We start from the raw sequence: 18,204 nt of genomic DNA, 5'->3' as shown, positions 1-18,204 counted from the left end.
GGGTCGTGCGGAGGGTCGGGACGGCTGGAGTACAGTGGCGCCCGAGCACCATCCTTTAACCACCGTCCTGTGAGGCGGGGAAGGAGACGGACGTGAGCGCTGCCCATCCGCAGCCCGGGACCGGTCGGGAGGTCCTGACCGGCGACGACATCAGCAGGGCGCTGCGGCGCATCGCGCACGAGATCCTCGAGGGCAACAAGGGCCCCGACGGTCTCGTGCTGCTCGGCATACCGACCCGGGGGGCCCCGCTGGCCAGACGGCTCGCGCGGACGCTGCACGAGGTGGAGGGCGTCGACGTCCCCGTCGGCTCGCTGGACGTCACGATGTACCGGGACGACCTGCGCACCCAGCCCACGCGGGCCGTGGAGCCCACCCTCATCCCCGCCCCGGGCATCGACGACCGGGTCGTGGTCCTCGTGGACGACGTCCTCTACTCCGGGCGCACGGTCCGCAGCGCGCTGGACGCGCTCGCCGACCTGGGCCGCCCCCGTGCCGTGCGGCTGGCCGTGCTCGTCGACCGGGGCCACCGCGAGCTGCCGATCCGGGCCGACTACGTGGGCAAGAACCTGCCGACCTCGCACAGCGAGCGCGTCATGGTGCAGCTCGGCGAGAGCGACGGAGGAGCCGAGGGCGTGCGCATCGCCGGCCCGGCCCCGGAGGAGGGCCGGTGAAGCACCTGCTGTCGATCGCCGACCTCAGCGCGCAGGAGATCACCTCGATCCTCGACACCGCGGTCTCCATGCACGAGGTCCAGGACCGGGACGTCAAGAAGCTCCCCACCCTGCGGGGTCGCACCATCATCAACTTCTTCTTCGAGGACTCGACCCGCACCCGCAGCAGCTTCGAGATCGCGGGCAAGTGGATGAGCGCCGACACGATCAACCTCACCGGCAAGGGGACGTCGGTGTCCAAAGGTGAGAGCTTGCGCGACACGGTCCTGACGATCGCCGCCATGGGGGTGGACATGATGATCGTCCGCCACCCCGCCAGCGGCGCCCCGCAGCAGATCGCCCAGTGGGTCGACTGCTCGATCGTCAACGCCGGGGACGGCACCCACGAGCACCCCTCCCAGGCGCTCCTGGACGCCTACTCCCTGCGGCGGGCGCTGGGGGAGCTGACCGACCGGCACGTGGCCATCGTCGGCGACCTCACGCACTCCCGGGTGCTGCGCTCCAACCTGCTCTGCCTGCGCAAGCTGGGGGCCGCCGTCACCGTCGTGGCCCCGCCGACCCTCATGCCCAGCGGCATCGCCTCCTGGGCGGCGGCCGACGGGTTCGCCGTCTCCTACGACCTCGACGCGGTCCTGCCCACGGTGGACGCCGTGATGATGCTCCGCGTGCAGCGGGAGCGGATGAGCGGCGGCTACTTCCCGACGGCCAAGGAGTATGCCGTCACCTACGGCCTCACCTCCGGCCGGCTGGCCCGGCTGCCCGCCCACGCCGTCATCGCCCACCCCGGCCCCATGAACCGGGGTCTGGAGATCTCCGCGGACGCCGCGGACGCGGCCCGGTCGCTGGTGCTCGACCAGGTGAGCGCCGGGGTCGCCGTGCGGATGTCCATCCTCTACCACCTGCTCGCCGGGGAAGGGAACGCCCAGTGAAACGGACCACCACCCCGCCCCTGCTCATCCGCGGCGCCGACGTGCTCGGTGAGGGCACCCAGGACGTCCTGCTGGTCGACGGCCGCATCGCCGCCGTGGGGACGCAGGCCCGGGACGACGCCCCCACCGGCACCGGCACCCTGCACGCCGAGGGTCTGGTGCTGCTGCCCGGCCTGGTCGACCTGCACACCCACCTGCGCGAGCCGGGTCGCGAGGACGCCGAGACGGTCGAGAGCGGCTCGCAGGCCGCGGCCGCGGGCGGTTTCACCGCGGTCCTCGCGATGGCCAACACCTCGCCGGTCACCGACACCGCCGAGATCGCCGAGACGGTGCTCGACCTGGGACGCCGGGCGGGGTACGTCGACGTGCACCCCGTGGGGGCGGTCACCAAGGGCCTGGCGGGGGAGGAGCTGGCCGAGCTGGGCCTCATGCACCGGTCCCGCGCCCGGGTCACCGTCTTCTCCGACGACGGACGCTGCGTGCACGACGCGCGCCTCATGCGCCGCGCGCTCGAGTACGTCAAGGCCTTCGACGGCGTCGTGTCCCAGCACGCCCAGGACCCGCGCCTGGCCGACGGCACCGCCTGCTGCCACGAGGGGGAGCTCTCCGGCCGGCTCGGGCTGCCCGGCTGGCCGGCGGTCGCCGAGGAGGTCGTCGTCGCCCGGGACGTCATGCTGGCCCGCCACACCGGGTCGCGGGTCCACATCGCCCACGTCTCGACGGCCGGCAGCGTCGAGGTGGTCCGGTGGGCCAAGAAGCAGGGGATCGACGTCACCGCCGAGGTGACGCCCCACCACCTCATGCTCACCCAGGACCTGCTCGCCGGCTACGACCCGACCTTCAAGGTCAACCCGCCGCTGCGGCCCACGGAGGACGCGCTGGTCCTCCAGGAAGCGCTGGCCGACGGCACCATCGACATCGTCGCGACCGACCACGCCCCCCACGCCCGGCAGGACAAGGAGCACGCCTTCGTCGACGCCGCCTTCGGGATGCTCGGCCTGGAGACGGCCCTCGGCGTCGTGTCCACCCTCATGGTCCAGCCGGGCCGGATGGGCTGGGCCGACGTGGCCCGCGTGATGTCGACCGCACCCGCCCGCATCGCCCGGCTCTCCACCCAGGGCCAGGGGATCACCCCCGGTGCGCCCGCCAACCTCACCCTCGTCGACCCCACCCGGAAGGGAACCGTGGACCGCGCCCTGTCCAAGTCCTTGTCCCGCAACAACCCCTGGCACGGCCGTGAGCTGGTGGGGGCCCCGCACCTGACGCTCCTGCGAGGGCGCGTCACGGCCCGCGAGGGTCTGGTCTGGGGTGGCGAGGCATGAGCGTGGACGGCACGATCCCCGCTCCCCGGCCGGCGGTCCTGGTCCTCGAGGACGGCCGCACCTTCCGCGGCGAGGCCTACGGCGCGGTGGGCCGGACCGTGGGCGAGGCCGTGTTCAGCACCGGGATGACGGGCTACCAGGAGACCCTCACCGACCCCTCCTACCACCGGCAGGTCGTGGTCATGACGGCGCCGCACATCGGCAACACCGGGGTCAACGCCACCGACATGGAGAGCTCCCGCATCTGGGTGGCGGGCTTCGTCGTCCGCGACCCGGCCCTGCGGCCGTCCAACTGGCGGTCCCAGGGCGACCTGGGCGAGGCCCTGCGGGCGGCCGGCGTGGTGGGGATCAGCGGTGTGGACACCCGCGCCCTCACCCGACACCTGCGCGACGAGGGTGCCATGCGCGTGGGCATCTTCTCCGGGGACGACGCCGCTCGCCCCGTCGAGGAGCTGCTCGGGGTGGTGCGGGACTCGCCGACGATGACCGGCGCCGCCCTGGCCGCCGAGGTCACCACCGCCGAGCCGTACGTCGTGTCCCCGCCCGAGGGCGTCCCGACCCGCTTCCGCGTCGCGGCGCTCGACCTCGGCATCAAGGGGATGACGCCGGCGCTGATGGCCCGGCGCGGCATCGAGGTGCACGTCCTGCCGAGCACGACGACCTTCGAGGAGCTCGCCTCCCGGGAGCCGGACGGGGTCTTCTTCTCCAACGGCCCGGGTGACCCGGCCACGGCCGACCACGAGGTCGACCTGTTGCGCACGGTGCTGGAGCGCCGCATACCGTTCTTCGGCATCTGCTTCGGCAACCAGCTGCTCGGCCGTGCGCTGGGGCTGGAGACCTACAAGCTCACCTTCGGCCACCGCGGCATCAACCAGCCCGTCCTGGACCGGGAGACCGGCAAGGTCGAGGTGACCAGCCACAACCACGGCTTCGCGATCGCCTGGCCGGAGGGGGTCGCCACCCAGGACCCCGCCCCGACGCCCTACGGCCCGGTGCGCTGCTCCCACATCGCCCTCAACGACGACGTCGTCGAGGGCCTCAGCTGCCAGGACGTGCCCGCGTTCAGCGTGCAGTACCACCCCGAGGCCGCGGCCGGTCCGCACGACGCCGAGTACCTCTTCGACCGCTTCGTCGCCCTCCTCGAGGACGCCCAGAACACCAAGGAGGCCTGAGCGTGCCCAGGCGCAAGGACATCGACAGCGTCCTGGTCATCGGCTCCGGGCCGATCGTCATCGGTCAGGCCGCGGAGTTCGACTACTCGGGCACCCAGGCGTGCCGGGTGCTGCGCGAGGAGGGGGTGCGCGTCATCCTGGTCAACTCCAACCCCGCGACGATCATGACCGACCCGGGGGTGGCCGACGCCACGTACGTGGAGCCGATCACCCCGGAGATCGTCGAGGCCATCATCGCCAAGGAGCGGCCGGACGCCGTGCTGGCGACCCTGGGCGGCCAGACCGCGCTCAACACCGCGATCGCCCTGCACGAGGCGGGTGTCCTGGAGAGGTACGGCTGCCCGCTCATCGGCGCCAACGTGGAGGCGATCCAGCTCGGCGAGGACCGGCAGCTGTTCAAGGGCGTCGTGGAGCGCTGCGGGGCGGAGGTGGCCCGGTCGGCGGTGTGCCACACGATGGACGAGGTCCTCGCCGCCGCGGAGGAGCTGGGGTACCCCGTCGTCGTCCGGCCCTCCTTCACCATGGGCGGGCTGGGCTCCGGCTTTGCCCACGACGAGGAGAGCCTGCGGCGCATCGCCGGGGCCGGCCTGCAGGACAGCCCGACGACCGAGGTGCTGCTCGAGGAGTCGATCATGGGCTGGAAGGAGTACGAGCTGGAGGTGATGCGCGACCGGGCCGACAACGTGGTGGTCGTGTGCTCCATCGAGAACCTCGACCCCATGGGTGTCCACACCGGCGACTCCATCACCGTGGCGCCCGCGATGACCCTCACCGACCGGGAATACCAGGAGCTGCGGGACATCGGGATCGCCGTGATCCGCGAGGTCGGGGTCGACACCGGCGGGTGCAACATCCAGTTCGCCGTCAACCCCGCCGACGGTCGGGTCATCGTCATCGAGATGAACCCGCGGGTCTCCCGCTCCTCGGCCCTGGCCTCGAAGGCCACCGGCTTCCCGATCGCCAAGATCGCCGCCAAGATGGCCCTGGGGTACACCCTCGACGAGGTCCCCAACGACATCACCGGCGGGACCCCGGCCAGCTTCGAGCCGACGCTGGACTACGTCGTGGTCAAGGTCCCCCGCTTCGCCTTCGAGAAGTTCCCGGCCGCCGACCCGACGCTGACGACGACCATGAAGTCGGTAGGGGAGGCGATGGCGCTGGGCCGCAACTTCACCGAGGCCCTGCAGAAGGCGCTGCGCTCGACCGAGGCGTCGCACACCAGCTTCCACTGGCGGGAGGACGAGCGGCCCAACGCCGAGATGGCGCGGGCGCTCATCGAGCAGGCCGCCACGCCCACCGACGGTCGGCTCGTGCTCGTCCAGCAGGCGCTGCGCGGCGGGGTCAGCGTCGAGGAGGCGCACGAGCACACCCGGATCGACCCGTGGTTCCTGGACCAGATCGTCCTGCTCAACACGATCGCCGAGCAGGTGCGCGGCCAGGCGCGGGCGGCCTCCGGCGGCCGGCTGACGCCCGAGCTGCTGCGGCTGGCCAAGCGGCACGGCTTCTCCGACGCCCAGCTCGCCGAGCTCACCGGTCTCACCGAGGCGGTGGTCCGCGGGGTGCGGCAGGCTCTCGGGGTGCGGCCCGTGTACAAGACGGTCGACACCTGCGCCGGGGAGTTCGTCGCGCTGACCCCCTACCACTACTCCTCCTACGACGAGGAGACCGAGGTCGCCCCCCGGGAGCGACCGGCTGTCCTCATCCTGGGCTCGGGGCCCAACCGCATCGGGCAGGGCATCGAGTTCGACTACTCCTGCGTCCACGCCTCGCTCACGCTGCGCGAGCACGGCTTCGACACGGTGATGGTCAACTGCAACCCCGAGACGGTGTCCACCGACTACGACACCTCGAGCCGTCTCTACTTCGAGCCGCTGACCCTGGAGGACGTCCTCGAGGTGGTGCACGCCGAGCGCCGGGCCGGCCCGGTGGCGGGCGTCATCGTGCAGCTGGGCGGCCAGACCCCGCTGGGGCTGGCCGCCGCGCTCAAGGCCGAGGGTGTGCCCGTGGTCGGGACCTCCCCGGAGGCGATTCACCTGGCCGAGGACCGGGGGGCGTTCGGCCGGATCCTGCACGAGACGGGGCTGGTCGCCCCGCGCCACGGCACCGCATACTCCGTCGAGGACGCCCTGGAGGTGGCGCGCGAGATCGGCTACCCCGTCCTGGTCCGCCCCTCCTACGTGCTGGGGGGCAGGGGTATGGAGATCGTCTACGACGACGAGACCCTCGCCGCCTACGTCGGCCGGGCCACCCGCTCGGCCCCGGAGCACCCGGTGCTGGTCGACCGCTTCCTGGACACCGCGGTCGAGATCGACGTCGACGCCCTCTACGACGGCACCGACCTCTACGTCGGCGGCATCATGGAGCACATCGAGGAGGCAGGGATCCACTCCGGCGACTCCGCCTGCGTGCTCCCACCCTTCACGCTGGGGCGATCGGAGCTGGAGGCGGTCCGCGAGGCCACCCGGGCCCTCGCCGAGGCGATCGGCGTCCGCGGCCTGATCAACGTGCAGTTCGCCCTCGCCCAGGACGTCCTCTACGTCCTGGAGGCCAACCCCCGGGCCAGCCGGACGGTGCCCTTCGTCGCGAAGGCGACCGGCGTGCCGCTGGCCAGCGCGGCCGCTCGCGTCATGCTCGGCACCTCCATCGCCCAGCTGCGGGACGAGGGGCTGCTGCCCCGTCACGTGGACGGTGGCGCCATGCCCGGCGACGCGCCGTTCTCCGTCAAGGAGGCGATCCTGCCGTTCCGTCGCTTCCGCACCCAGACGGGCCAGGCGATCGACTCCATCCTGGGTCCGGAGATGCGGTCGACCGGTGAGGTCATGGGCATCGACGCGAGCTTCGGTGCGGCCTTCGCCAAGAGCCAGCTCCGGGCGGGCTCCAGCCTGCCCACCGAGGGCACCGTCTTCGTCTCCGTCGCCAACCGGGACAAGCGCTCGATGATCTTCCCGGTCAAGCGCCTGGTCGACCTGGGGTTCACCGTCATGGCCACCGCGGGCACCGCGGACGTGCTGCGGCGCAACGGCATCACCGCCGAGGTGGTGCGCAAGGTGAGCCAGCGTGGTGCGCCCGCCGGTGCCGAGGGGCACGCGCCGACCGTCGTGGACCGCATCACCGCCGGGGAGGTCGACATGGTCATCAACACCCCGTCCGGCCGGGACGCCCGTGCCGACGGTTACGCCATCCGGGCGGCGACCACGTCGATGGACAAGCCGATCATCACCACGGTGCAGCAGCTGTCGGTGGCGGTGCTGGGCATCGAGGCGATGCGCGCGGGCCGGCTCGAGGTGGCCAGCCTGCAGGAGCACGCCCGGGCCCTGGACCTCTACGGGCGTCCCCCCGCCGGTGAGGGCGGCGACACCGCGCCCGGAGGCTGACCCCGTGACCCCCGGCCCGGCCGTGCAGGCGGTGGTGAGTGCGGTCCGTGCCCTCGGCTCCTACGACGTGGTGAGCCTGACGGTCCCGTCCGCGCCCGGCTGGGACCGGGCGCGGCCGGGCCAGCTCGTCGTCCTCCCCGCCGACCCGGCGCGCGGCTCGGTGCTGCCCGCGGTGCACTGGCTGGCCGAGGTGGTCTCCGACCCCGTCCACGGCACCACCGTCCAGCTGGTCGTCGCGATGGACGCCCACCAGGTGGGGGAGGAGGTGCGCCTCCTGGGGCCGCTGGGACGAGGCTTCCCGCTGCCGAGCCGGCCGGTCTCGGCGCTCGTGGTGGCGCACGAGCGGTCGGCGGCCCCGGTGCGCTGGCTGGTCTCCCTGCTGCGCGAGCGGGGCTGCGCCGTGCACGTCCTGCTCAGCGCGGGCGACCCGGACCGTCACCTGGACCCGGGCGGCCTGCGGCGGCAGGCCGCATCGGTGGTCCTCACCCGGCCCGAGGACCTCCCCACGGAGCTGTCCGCCCGGCTGGACGACCCGGGCACGGACCCGGCGCTGGTGCTGGCCGCCGGTCCGCGCGACCTCGTGCGGGTCGTGGCCAGCCTCTCCGCCCCCCGGGGCCGTGTCGTGCGCGTCACCGCCCTCGACCCCGACACCGGTCCGGTCTGCGGGACCGGCGTGTGCGGGTGCTGCGACGTGGTGGTCGACGACGCCGCGGGGGCCCGGCGGGTCCGGCCCTGCCTGGAGGGTCCGGTCCTCCCCGGGGAGTGGCTGCTCTCGGCCCGGTCGGAGGCGCGTCGTGCAGCGCGGTGAGCCGCTTCCCCTCGTCTGGCTCGCGCCGGGGGCCGTCAGCGACCCCCGGGGGCTCCTGCGGTTCGGCCCGCTGCACGACATACCCCTCACCCTCGGGCCCGTGGTGGCGGGCGTGCCCGAGCCGGTGCCGCTCGTGCACGCGACGGGGGTCGGCGGGGTGGAGCACCCCGACCACCCCGGGTATGCCGTCCCCGAGGCGCTCGACCTGCTGCGCTGGTGCGGGACCCGGGGGCTGCACGCCGTCCTGGCCGTCCGGGGCCGGACCTCGGGCGAGCTGGCGGACGTCGTCGGGCAGGTGCGGCGCAGCCTGGACGCGGACGCCCTCGGGGCCGTGGAGGTCGACCTGCGCGGGGCGGACGACCAGACGGCCCTGAAGTGCCTGGCCCGGGTGCGGGAGACGACGCCGCGCGACCTGCTGCTGCTGGCGCGCCTGTCCGCTCTCCAGCCGGACCTGGTCGCAGCGGCCCGCGGTGCCGTGGCCGGCGGGGCGGGGGCGGTCGTGGTGTGCGGCTCGGTGCGGCTGGGGGAGGGGCGGTGGTGGTCCGGGCCCTCGACCGCGGCGGTGTCCCGGGCCGGGGTGCGCAGGCTGAGCGCGGCGGCCGCCGAGCGGCGGTGGCCCCCCGTGCCGGTCGTCGCCGCGGGTGGCGTGCACGACGTGGGGTCCGCCCGGGCGGCCCTGGCGGAGGGCGCGGCCGCCGTCCAGCTGGGCACGGCGCTCTGGGCCGACCCGACCCTGCTGTGGACCGTCCGCGACGCGCTCGCCGGCGACCCGCCACCACCCCGACCCGACCCGACCGGACGCTGAGGAGCCACCGTGAGCACGACCCCCCCACCCTTCGGAGCCAGGTTGCTGGCGGCGACCACCGATCGGGGCCCGCTGTGCGTCGGGCTGGACCCGCATGCCCACCTGCTCGCCGACTGGGGGCTGCCGGACACCGCGGAGGGCGTGCGGACCTTCAGCCTCAGGGTGATCGACGCCGTGGCCGGTCGCTGCGCCGCGGTCAAGCCGCAGTCGGCCTTCTACGAGCGCCACGGCGCGGCGGGCGTGGCCGTCCTGGAGGAGGTCCTCGCGGGGTGCCGGGAGCGGGGCCTGCTGACGGTGCTGGACGTGAAGCGCGGCGACATCGGCTCGACCATGGACGGGTATGCGCAGGCGTACCTCGGCGAGGGGTCCCCCCTGGCCGCGGACTCGGTGACGCTGAGCCCCTACCTGGGGTACGGCTCCCTGCGTCCGGCGATCGACCTGGCGGTCAGCACGGGCCGGGGGGTCTGGGTGCTGGGGATGACGTCCAACCCCGAGGGGGCGGAGGTCCAGCTGGCCGGGACCCCCTCCGTGGCGGCGCGCATCGTCGAGCAGGTCGCCCTGGACAACGCGGGGGTCCTCCCGTGCGGATCCGTCGGCCTGGTCATGGGCGCCACGCTGCCCCGGCCCCCGGCGGAGCTCGGGCTGGACCTGGTCGGCGCGGGGGCGCCCTTGCTCACCCCGGGGGTCGGCGCCCAGGGGGCGGACGAGCACGACGTCGCCCGCACGTTCGCCGGGGTGACGGACCGTCTCCTGGTGCCGGTCAGCCGGGGGGTCCTGGCCGCCGGGCCCGACGTCGCCGCCCTGCGGCAGGCCGCCACGCGGTGGGCCGACCGGCTGCGCTCGGCGCTCGCGCCGGACGGTCCCGGGCCGATCGCCCGCCGGAACTGACCCGGGGGCGCAGGGACGGGTTGGCAGGGACCCGTCGGTGTGGATAGGTTCGCTGGTGGCAGGGATTCCTGCCCATCGGACGTAGGAGGAGACGGATCGTGGCACTTCCTGAGCTGACACCTGAGCAGCGGGCCGACGCGCTCGCCAAGGCCGCGGCCGCACGCCGCGAGCGTGCCGCGGTGAAGAACCGGCTGAAGAACGCCGAGGGCTCCCTCAAGGAGGTCATCGCCGAGGGCAAGGAGAACGACGTCGTCGGCAAGATGAAGGTCTCGGCCCTGCTCGAGTCGCTGCCGGGCGTCGGTCGGGTGCGGGCCCGGCAGGTCATGGAGGAGATCGGCATCTCCGAGAGCCGCCGCGTGCGCGGGCTGGGGGCCAACCAGGTGGCCCAGCTCCTCGACCGGTTCGGCGACCGCTGAGCGCGCACGCGGCGCCCGGGTCGTCCTCGACGGCCGGCCGGCGTCGTCTGGTCGTGCTGGCGGGGCCCACGGCCGTGGGCAAGGGGACCGTCGCCAGCTACGTGCGGCAGCACCACCCCGAGGTCTGGCTGTCCGTCTCCGTGACCACCCGTCCGCCCCGTCCCGGGGAGGTCGAGGGCCAGCACTACTTTTTCGTCGACGACCGGGAGTTCGACCGGCTCGAGCGGGAGGGCCAGCTGCTCGAGTGGGCGGTCGTGCACGGCCGCGCCCGGTACGGCACGCCCAGGACCCCCGTCGAGCAGGTCCTCGACGAGGGCCGGCCGGCCCTGCTCGAGATCGACCTGCAGGGGGCCCGGCAGGTCCGGGAGGCGATGCCGGAGGCACGCTTCGTCTTCCTCGAGCCCCCGTCGTGGGAGGAGCTCGTGCAGCGGCTGGTGGGCCGGGGGACCGAGGACGAGGAGGAACGGGCGGCCCGGCTCGGCACGGCCCGCGCCGAGCTGGCGGCCCGCGGCGAGTTCGACCACAGCATCGTCAACGACGATGTCGCCAGGGCGGCCGAGGAACTCGTATCATGGATGGTTGACCCCACCCCCGAGAAGGACTGAGGCATCACGTGACCGGCACCATCGCCCACCCCGACGGCATCACCAACCCGCCGATCGACTCCCTGCTGGAGCGCGCGGACTCCAAGTACGCCCTGGTGATCTACGCCGCCAAGCGGGCCCGCCAGATCAACGCCTACTACGCCCAGCTGTCCGAGGGGCTGCTCGAGTACGTCGGGCCTCTCGTCGAGGCCGACGCCACCGACAAGCCGCTGTCCATCGCCCTGCACGAGATCGACCAGGGCAAGTTGCATACCAGCTCCCCCGAGAGCTGACGGGTCCGGGCCCGGTGCGCGTCGTCCTGGGTGTGGCCGGCGGCATCGCGGCCTACAAGGCCTGCTCGGTCCTGCGGCTGCTCACCGAGGCCGGGCACGAGGTGACCGTGGTGCCCACGGCCGCCGCGCTGCGGTTCGTCGGGGCCCCGACGTGGGAGGCGCTCAGCGGGCGGCCGGTGTCGGCCGACGTCTTCGACGGCGTGCCCGAGGTCCGGCACGTGCGCCTGGGCCAGGAGGCCGACCTCGTGCTCGTCGCCCCCGCCACCGCGGACCTGCTGGCCAGGGCCGCCCACGGCCTGGCCGACGACCTGCTCACCAACACCCTGCTCACGGCGCGCTGCCCGGTGGTCCTGGCGCCGGCCATGCACACCGAGATGTGGTCCCACCCCGCGACCGTCGCCAACGTCGAGATGCTGCGCGGGCGGGGCGTGACCGTGGTCGAGCCGGCCTCCGGCCGTCTCACGGGCAAGGACAGCGGTCCGGGGCGGCTGCCCGACCCGGAGGACATCGTGGCGCAGGCCCTGGCCGCGCACTCCCGGACCGGGCCCGGCTCGGCGCGGCGCCGGATCCGGCCGGGGGCGAGCGCCGGCGACCTGGCCGGACGCCGGGTGGTGGTGTCGGCCGGCGGCACGCGTGAGCCGCTGGACCCGGTCCGCTTCCTGGGCAACCGTTCCTCCGGCAAGCAGGGGTATGCCGTGGCCGCCGCCGCCGTGGCGCGGGGCGCCGAGGTCACCCTCGTGAGCGCGAACGTGACCCTCCCCCCGCCGGCGGGGTGCCGGGTCGTGCCCGTCGAGACCGCCCTGGAGCTGCAGGAGGCGGTCCGGGCCGCCGTGGCGGAGTGGACGGACGTGGTCGTCATGACGGCCGCGGTCGCCGACTTCCGGCCGGCCCGCTACGCCTCCTCCAAGATCAAGAAGACGCACGGCGAGGATGACCGGAGCGCCCCCACGATCGAGCTGGTGCGCAACCCCGACATCCTCGCCGGCCTCGTCGCGGACCGCGCCGGGGCCGCTTCGCCCTACATCGTCGGCTTCGCGGCGGAGACGGGGGACGAGTCGGGGGACGTCGTCCACCACGCCCGGGCCAAGCTGGCCCGCAAGGGGTGCGACCTGCTCGTCGCCAACGAGGTCGGGGTGGGCAAGACCTTCGGCCAGGACGAGAGCACGGTGCACCTGCTCGTGCCCGGCAGCGACGAGGTGCGCACGGTGGGGCCGGTCGGCAAGGACGTGGTGGCCGGGGCCGTCTGGGACGTCGTGGTCCCGGCCCTCGCCGACCGGGGGACGGCCGACTGACCCCCGACCGGGCCCCGGGGCGTGTCGGCGGCCCGGCATAGACTGCCCAGCGTCAGCCAGCAGCCGCTGCCCACCGCGAGGGAGACCGCATGGCCCGCCTGTTCACGTCCGAGTCCGTCACCGAGGGACACCCCGACAAGATCTGCGATCAGATCTCCGACGCCATCCTCGACGACCTGCTGCGCCAGGACCCGCACTCGCGGGTCGCGGTCGAGACGCTGGTGACGACCGGGCTGGTGCACGTCGCCGGGGAGGTCCGGACGGAGGGGTACGCCAACATCCCGCAGATCGTGCGCGAGACGATCCTGGAGATCGGCTACGACAATTCCCACAAGGGGTTCGACGGGCGCACCTGCGGCGTGGAGGTCTCCATCGGTGACCAGTCCGCCGACATCGCGACCGGCGTGGACGACGCGGTCGCCAGCCGCGGGGCGGAGCAGGCCGACCCCCTGGACCAGCAGGGCGCCGGTGACCAGGGCCTCATGTTCGGCTACGCGTGCGACGACACGCCCGACCTCATGCCGCTGCCGATCTTCCTGGCCCACCGCCTGGCCGAGCGGCTGACCGCCGTCCGCAAGAGCGGGGAGCTGGACTACCTGCGGCCGGACGGCAAGACCCAGGTGACCATCGCCTACGAGGGCGACCGGGCCGTGCGGCTGGACACCGTGGTCCTGTCCACCCAGCACGCCGCCGACATCTCCCTGAGCGACCAGCTCTCGCCGGACATCCGCGAGCGGGTCATCGCCCCGGTCCTCGCGGAGGCCCGGGAGGCGGGTCTGGAGCTGCAGACCGAGGGCTACCGGATGCTGGTCAACCCCACCGGCATCTTCACCATCGGCGGACCCATGGGGGACGCCGGGCTGACCGGGCGCAAGATCATCGTCGACACCTACGGCGGGATGGCGCGGCACGGGGGAGGCGCGTTCTCGGGCAAGGACCCCTCCAAGGTGGACCGGTCCGCCGCGTACGCCATGCGCCGCGTCGCCAAGCACGTCGTCGCCGCCGGGCTGGCGAGGCGCTGCGAGATCCAGGTGGCCTACGCCATCGGCACCGCGCAGCCGGTGGGCCTCTACGTCGAGACCTTCGGCACCGAGACCGTGCCCGTCGACCGCATCCAGCAGGCCGTGACCACGGTCTTCGACCTTCGTCCGGCGGCCATCGTGGCCGAGCTGGACCTGCTCCGGCCGATCTACCGGCCCACGGCCGCCTACGGCCACTTCGGTCGGACGCAGGCGCCGGGGGTCGAGGACGCCTTCACCTGGGAGCGCCTGGACCGGGTGGACGAGCTGCGGGCCGCGGTCTGACCCCGACCGCGATGAGCGAGCAGCTGGCGCTGGTCCCGGAGCCCGAGGGTGTCCGGCGCCGGCCCGCCTCGCCGGCCGCCGACATGGAGGTGGCGCCGGAGCAGCCGGTCGCCCGGGTGCTGGTGGAGACCCCCCTGGCCCACCTCGACCGTCCCTTCGACTACCTGGTCCCCGCCGAGCTGGCCGACGACGCCCGCCCGGGTGCGCGGGTGCGGGTCCGGCTCGCGGGCCGGGACCGTGACGGTGTCGTCCTGGAGCGCGTGGGCGAGGCCGACCACACCGGGCGGTTGTCGCCGTTGCGCACGGTCGTCAGCCCAGAGCCCGTCCTCAGCCCGCAGGTGGCCGCCGAGATCCGACGGGTGGCCGACCACTACGGCGGCACCGCCGCCGACGTCCTGCGCCTTGCCGTCCCCCCGCGTCACGCGCGGGCTGAGCGGTCGGTGCCTCCGCGTGCTCAGGAGCGACCCCGGCAGGACCCGGGACCGGTCGGGCCGGGGCCGCTCGGCGTGGCTCCGGCCGGCGTGGCTCCGGCCGGCCTGGCTCCGGCTGCTGCGTGGGCCGACTATCCCGCCGGGGCCGCGTTCCTGCGCCGGGTGGCGTCCGGCTCCTCCCCGGCCGCCTCCTGGCTCGCCCTGCCGGGCCGGCCCCCGGGGCGGGACTGGCCGGACGCCGTGGCGCAGGCCGTGGGCGCAGCGGTCGGTGCGGGTCGGGGGGCCCTGGTCGTGGTGCCCGATCACCGGGACGTGCAGCGCGTCCTCGAGCCGGTCGTCGCCGCCGTCGGCGCGGACACCGTCGTGCAGCTCACCGCAGACCTGGGGCCGGAGGCCCGTTACACCGCCTTCCTCCGCGTCCTGCGGGGACACGCGCGGGTGGTGGTCGGCACCCGGTCGGCCTCCTTCGCCCCCGTCCAGGACCTGGGTCTGCTCGTCTGCTGGGACGAGGGGGACGACCTGCACCAGGAGCCCCGGGCGCCCTACCCCCACGTCCGCGAGATCCTCCGGGTGCGCGCTGCCCACGAGCGCGCGGCCCTGCTGCTGGGCGGGTTCACCCGCAGCGTCGTCGTCCAGGGGTGGGTGCGGGAGGGTCTCGTCGCGTCCGTCGCGGCCGCCCCGGCCACCGTGCGTTCCGCGACCCCGGCGGTCACCGTGGCCGGCGAGGGGTGGCAGGAGGCGCGGGACGAGGGCGCCCGCACCGCGCGCATCCCCACCCTGGCGTGGCGCGCCCTGAAGGAGGGTCTCCAGCACGGACCCGTGCTGGTGCAGGTGCCGCGGCAGGGGTATGTCGTGGCGCTCGCGTGCCAGGACTGCCGGGCCCCCGTGCCGTGCCCGGCCTGCGGCGGCCCGACGGGCGCACCGGCAGCGGGAGCCCTGGCCCGCTGCCGGTGGTGCGGCGTGGCCGCCCCCGTCGACCTCCCGTGCGCCCGCTGCGGGTCGCGGCGGCGCCGGGCCACCGGGGTGGGGGAGCGGCGCACGGCCGAGGAGCTCGGGCGGGCCTTCCCCGGGGTGCTGGTGCGCACCTCGGGCGGTGACCGCGTCCTGGCGGAGGTCGGGCCGGAGCCGTCCCTGGTCGTCGCCACCCCGGGGGCGGAGCCCTGGTGCCGGTCGGGGTATGCCGCGGTGGCCCTCCTGGACGGGTGGCGCCTGCTCGAGCGGGCCAGCATCGACGCCCAGGCCGAGGCCCTGCGGCGGTGGTGCGCGGCAGCGGCGCTGGCCGCCTCCCCGGTCGGCTCCGGGCGGGGGGACGGCCCGCCCGTGGTGCTGTGCGGGGTGCCTCCGCACGCAGGGCTCCCCGCGGTCGAGGCCCTCGTGAGGTGGGACCCGGCCTGGCTGGCGACGCGGGAGCTGGGGGAACGCACCCAGCTCGGGCTGCCGCCGGCCCGGCGCTACGCCACGCTCACCGGTCCCCCGCAGGGTGTGACCGAGGCGGCGCAGGAGCTGTCCGCGGCCGGCCACGACCTCGTCGGCATCCGGGAGGACCTCACGGACGGGAAGGGCGCCGGTGGCCGCGCGAGCGCCACGGTCCGCGAGTCCCCGCAGGCGCCGTCCTCCCTCGCCGCGGCGGTCCACGTGGTCCGCGCGGCGCGCAGCGCGCGGAAGGCCCGCGACGCCGTCCGGATCGCCCTCGACGACGTGGACGCGACGGCCTGAGACCCACCGCGGGCCGTGTCCGCGCGGGCCCTCGACGAAGTCTCAAATACGTAACGATCCAGTCACCGTTTGGTCCCGCGAGTGGCGTCGAGGGGGTTCGTCTGCCTATCTTCGACACGCAACCCCCAGGTTCGCCGACCGTGAACAAGGGTGCGGGCCAACATTGGCCCCATCCGGACGGCGACCGTCCACTAGGAGGAACATTGAAGATCAGGCGCGCGACCATGGCTGTCGTGGCGGCCGGTGCCCTGGCGCTGGCCGGCTGCACGTCGGACACCGCTGACGACACCGAGACCCCCACGGCGGACTCCGCTGCTGACGATGCTGCGGACGACAGCGCGGACGACACCGCGGCCGCCGGCGACGACGCCGGTGAGACCACGGGCGCTGGCGACGACGAGGGGACCGCCTCCGGCGACACCGCCAAGGCTGACCTGGGTGACATCACCACCAACTCCGACACCGTGTCCTTCTCCAGCGGCGCGGAGGAGTACAACGCCTACAACGGTGACACCGCCGGCACCAACTCGACCTACAACGCCGTCGTCAACAACCAGCTGTCCTCGGGCTTCTGGTACTGGGGCACCGACGGTACGGTCTACCCGAACGAGTGGTTCGGTTCCTACGAGAAGACCTCGGACGAGCCGCTGACCGTCGAGTACACCATCTCCGACGAGGCCACCTGGTCCGACGGGACGCCGATCACCGCCAACGACTACCTGCTCACCTGGGCGTCGACCAACCCCGACTACCTCTTCGGTGCCGAGGCCGGTGGCGACGACGCGTCCGCCACCTCCGCCCCGGCCGAGGGCGAGGAGGAGGCCGAGAACACCGGCGAGTTCAACCCCGTCAGCGACTGGAGCACCTACGTGACCCAGCCGCCGGAGGCGGACCCGAGCGGCAAGACCTTCACCGTCACCTACGACGAGCCCTACCCGGACTGGGAGATCGCCGTCAGCGGCGCGCTGCCCTCGCACGTGGCCGCCGAGCAGGCCGGCCTCACCGGCGACGAGCTCGCCCAGGCGATCCTCGACGGTGACGGCGAGACCGTCAACGGCGTGGCGCAGTTCTGGAACGAGGGCTGGCTGTTCCCGAACTTCCAGGTCGAGGACGAGTCCCTCGTCCCCTCCTCGGGCCCCTACACGCTCGAGGGCGCCTCCTGGCAGTCCGGCACCCAGCTCACGCTGGTCCCGAACGAGACCTTCTGGGGCCCGCCGCCGGCCACCGGCAACCTGATGTTCCGCTTCGCGGCTCCCGAGACGCACGTCCAGGGTCTGCTCAACGGCGACATCAACGTCATCGACCCGCAGGCCACCGTCGACACCAAGCAGCAGCTTGAGAACGCCGGTGACAGCATCGCGATCGAGACCGGTGACGCGATGACGTGGGAGCACCTCGACTACAACTTCGGCGAGGGCAGCCCCTTCGCCGAGGACGCAGGCGGCCTGGCCGCCCGCGAGGCGTTCGCCCTGTGCGTGCCGCGTCAGGGCATCGTCGACTCGCTGATCAAGCCGATCAACGAGAACGCCGAGGTCCTCAACCTCCGCGAGAAGTTCCCCTTCATGCCCGACTACGACGAGGTCGTGGAGGCCGCCTACGACGGTCGCTACGACGAGGTCAACATCGAGGAGGCGAAGGCCAAGTTCGCCGAGGCCGGTCTGGAGGAGGGCGTCGAGATCCGCATCGGCTACTCGGCCCCCAACCAGCGCCGCACCGAGGAGGTCGCCGCGATCAAGGCCTCCTGCGACGAGGTCGGCTTCAACATCGTCGACGCCGGCGACTCCACCTTCTTCCAGGCCGGCGGCCCGCTCGAGGTCGGCGACTGGGAGGTCGCGCTGTTCGCCTGGGCCGGCTCGGGCCAGATCGCGTCCGGCAAGGGCATCTACGAGACCGACGGCAACCAGAACTACGGTGGCTTCAGCAACGCTGAGGTCGACGCAGCCTGGGAGACCCTCGCCTCCTCCGTGGACCCGGAGGTCCACCTGGAGCAGGTGAAGATCATCGAGAAGCTCCTGTGGGACAACCTGTACGGCATCCCGCTGTTCGCCCACCCGAGCATGGTCGGCTACGACGCCACGCTGGAGAACGTCCGCGACACCGCGGTCCAGACCGGTGTGTCGTGGAACGCCGAGCAGTGGGTCCGCAGCAGCTGATGCTCCACCGCCCGGTCGACCGGTGATCACCTCACCCTGACCGTGG

15 protein-coding genes are annotated in these 18,204 nt (G+C 73.8%); all 15 read left to right on the top strand.

What is annotated here, in order from left to right; translation table 11 throughout:
* The first annotated feature begins 92 nt into the window (after positions 1 to 92).
* Entirely contained in the window at positions 93 to 671 is a 579-nt protein-coding gene (gene pyrR / locus E3Z34_RS10285; protein ID WP_134773514.1) for a bifunctional pyr operon transcriptional regulator/uracil phosphoribosyltransferase PyrR, read from the top strand.
* The gene (locus tag E3Z34_RS10280; protein ID WP_134773513.1) at positions 668 to 1,600 is read left to right on the top strand and encodes an aspartate carbamoyltransferase catalytic subunit; all 933 of its coding nucleotides are present in this window, start codon (positions 668 to 670) and stop codon (positions 1,598 to 1,600) included. Before pyrR ends, E3Z34_RS10280 begins: the two co-directional genes overlap by 4 nt.
* Entirely contained in the window at positions 1,597 to 2,922 is a 1,326-nt protein-coding gene (locus E3Z34_RS10275) for a dihydroorotase (protein WP_238695111.1), read from the top strand. The genes E3Z34_RS10280 and E3Z34_RS10275 overlap by 4 nt, the downstream gene beginning before the upstream one ends.
* Positions 2,919 to 4,094: a glutamine-hydrolyzing carbamoyl-phosphate synthase small subunit gene (gene carA / locus E3Z34_RS10270; protein ID WP_134773512.1), complete on the top strand. Its 1,176-nt coding sequence runs from the start codon at positions 2,919 to 2,921 to the stop codon at positions 4,092 to 4,094. The genes E3Z34_RS10275 and carA overlap by 4 nt, the downstream gene beginning before the upstream one ends.
* A 2-nt stretch (positions 4,095 to 4,096) precedes the next feature.
* Positions 4,097 to 7,468, top strand: a complete 3,372-nt coding sequence (carB, locus tag E3Z34_RS10265; protein WP_134773511.1) for a carbamoyl-phosphate synthase large subunit — start codon at positions 4,097 to 4,099, stop codon at positions 7,466 to 7,468.
* A 4-nt stretch (positions 7,469 to 7,472) separates the two neighbouring features.
* Positions 7,473 to 8,276 (top strand): ferredoxin reductase domain-containing protein, encoded by an 804-nt coding sequence (locus E3Z34_RS10260; protein ID WP_134773510.1) that lies wholly within the window; start codon positions 7,473 to 7,475, stop codon positions 8,274 to 8,276.
* Positions 8,263 to 9,081, top strand: a complete 819-nt coding sequence (locus E3Z34_RS19490; RefSeq protein WP_134773509.1) for a nitronate monooxygenase — start codon at positions 8,263 to 8,265, stop codon at positions 9,079 to 9,081. The genes E3Z34_RS10260 and E3Z34_RS19490 overlap by 14 nt, the downstream gene beginning before the upstream one ends.
* Positions 9,082 to 9,090: 9 nt before the next feature.
* Positions 9,091 to 9,969 carry an orotidine-5'-phosphate decarboxylase gene (gene pyrF, locus E3Z34_RS10250; RefSeq protein ID WP_134773508.1) on the top strand — a complete coding sequence of 293 codons (879 nt, stop codon included), beginning with the start codon at positions 9,091 to 9,093 and terminating at the stop codon, positions 9,967 to 9,969.
* A gap of 98 nt (positions 9,970 to 10,067) precedes the next feature.
* Entirely contained in the window at positions 10,068 to 10,385 is a 318-nt protein-coding gene (gene mihF, locus E3Z34_RS10245; RefSeq protein ID WP_134773507.1) for an integration host factor, actinobacterial type, read from the top strand.
* 53 nt (positions 10,386 to 10,438) lie between these two features.
* Positions 10,439 to 10,990, top strand: coding sequence for a guanylate kinase (gene gmk, locus E3Z34_RS10240; protein ID WP_338043713.1), 552 nt, complete (start codon positions 10,439 to 10,441; stop codon positions 10,988 to 10,990).
* A gap of 8 nt (positions 10,991 to 10,998) precedes the next feature.
* Positions 10,999 to 11,262, top strand: a complete 264-nt coding sequence (gene rpoZ, locus E3Z34_RS10235; RefSeq protein WP_134773505.1) for a DNA-directed RNA polymerase subunit omega — start codon at positions 10,999 to 11,001, stop codon at positions 11,260 to 11,262.
* Positions 11,263 to 11,276: 14 nt separating this feature from the next.
* Positions 11,277 to 12,554: a bifunctional phosphopantothenoylcysteine decarboxylase/phosphopantothenate--cysteine ligase CoaBC gene (coaBC, locus tag E3Z34_RS10230; protein WP_134773504.1), complete on the top strand. Its 1,278-nt coding sequence runs from the start codon at positions 11,277 to 11,279 to the stop codon at positions 12,552 to 12,554.
* An 89-nt stretch (positions 12,555 to 12,643) separates the two neighbouring features.
* The gene (gene metK, locus E3Z34_RS10225) at positions 12,644 to 13,858 is read left to right on the top strand and encodes a methionine adenosyltransferase (RefSeq protein ID WP_134773503.1); all 1,215 of its coding nucleotides are present in this window, start codon (positions 12,644 to 12,646) and stop codon (positions 13,856 to 13,858) included.
* An 11-nt stretch (positions 13,859 to 13,869) separates the two neighbouring features.
* Entirely contained in the window at positions 13,870 to 16,005 is a 2,136-nt protein-coding gene (locus E3Z34_RS10220; RefSeq protein ID WP_134773502.1) for a primosomal protein N' family DNA-binding protein, read from the top strand.
* Positions 16,006 to 16,229: 224 nt separating this feature from the next.
* Complete coding sequence (locus tag E3Z34_RS10215; protein ID WP_134773501.1) at positions 16,230 to 18,158, top strand: ABC transporter substrate-binding protein; 1,929 nt, start codon at positions 16,230 to 16,232, stop codon at positions 18,156 to 18,158.
* Positions 18,159 to 18,204: the final 46 nt, after the last annotated feature.

The organism is Ornithinimicrobium flavum (assembly GCF_004526345.1).
GTDB classification, from domain to species: domain Bacteria; phylum Actinomycetota; class Actinomycetes; order Actinomycetales; family Dermatophilaceae; genus Ornithinicoccus; species Ornithinicoccus flavus.
This window is presented reverse-complemented; position numbering and strand designations above follow the sequence as displayed.

Bases quoted from the DNA above. Each gene is read 5' to 3' on its own strand.
- E3Z34_RS10215 (WP_134773501.1), top strand. From the start codon at position 16,230: ATGGCTGTCGTGGCGGCCGGTGCCCTGGCGCTGGCCGGCTGCACGTCG.
- E3Z34_RS10220 (WP_134773502.1), top strand. From the start codon at position 13,870: ATGAGCGAGCAGCTGGCGCTGGTCCCGGAGCCCGAGGGTGTCCGGCGC.
- carA (WP_134773512.1), top strand. From the start codon at position 2,919: ATGAGCGTGGACGGCACGATCCCCGCTCCCCGGCCGGCGGTCCTGGTC.
- metK (WP_134773503.1), top strand. From the start codon at position 12,644: ATGGCCCGCCTGTTCACGTCCGAGTCCGTCACCGAGGGACACCCCGAC.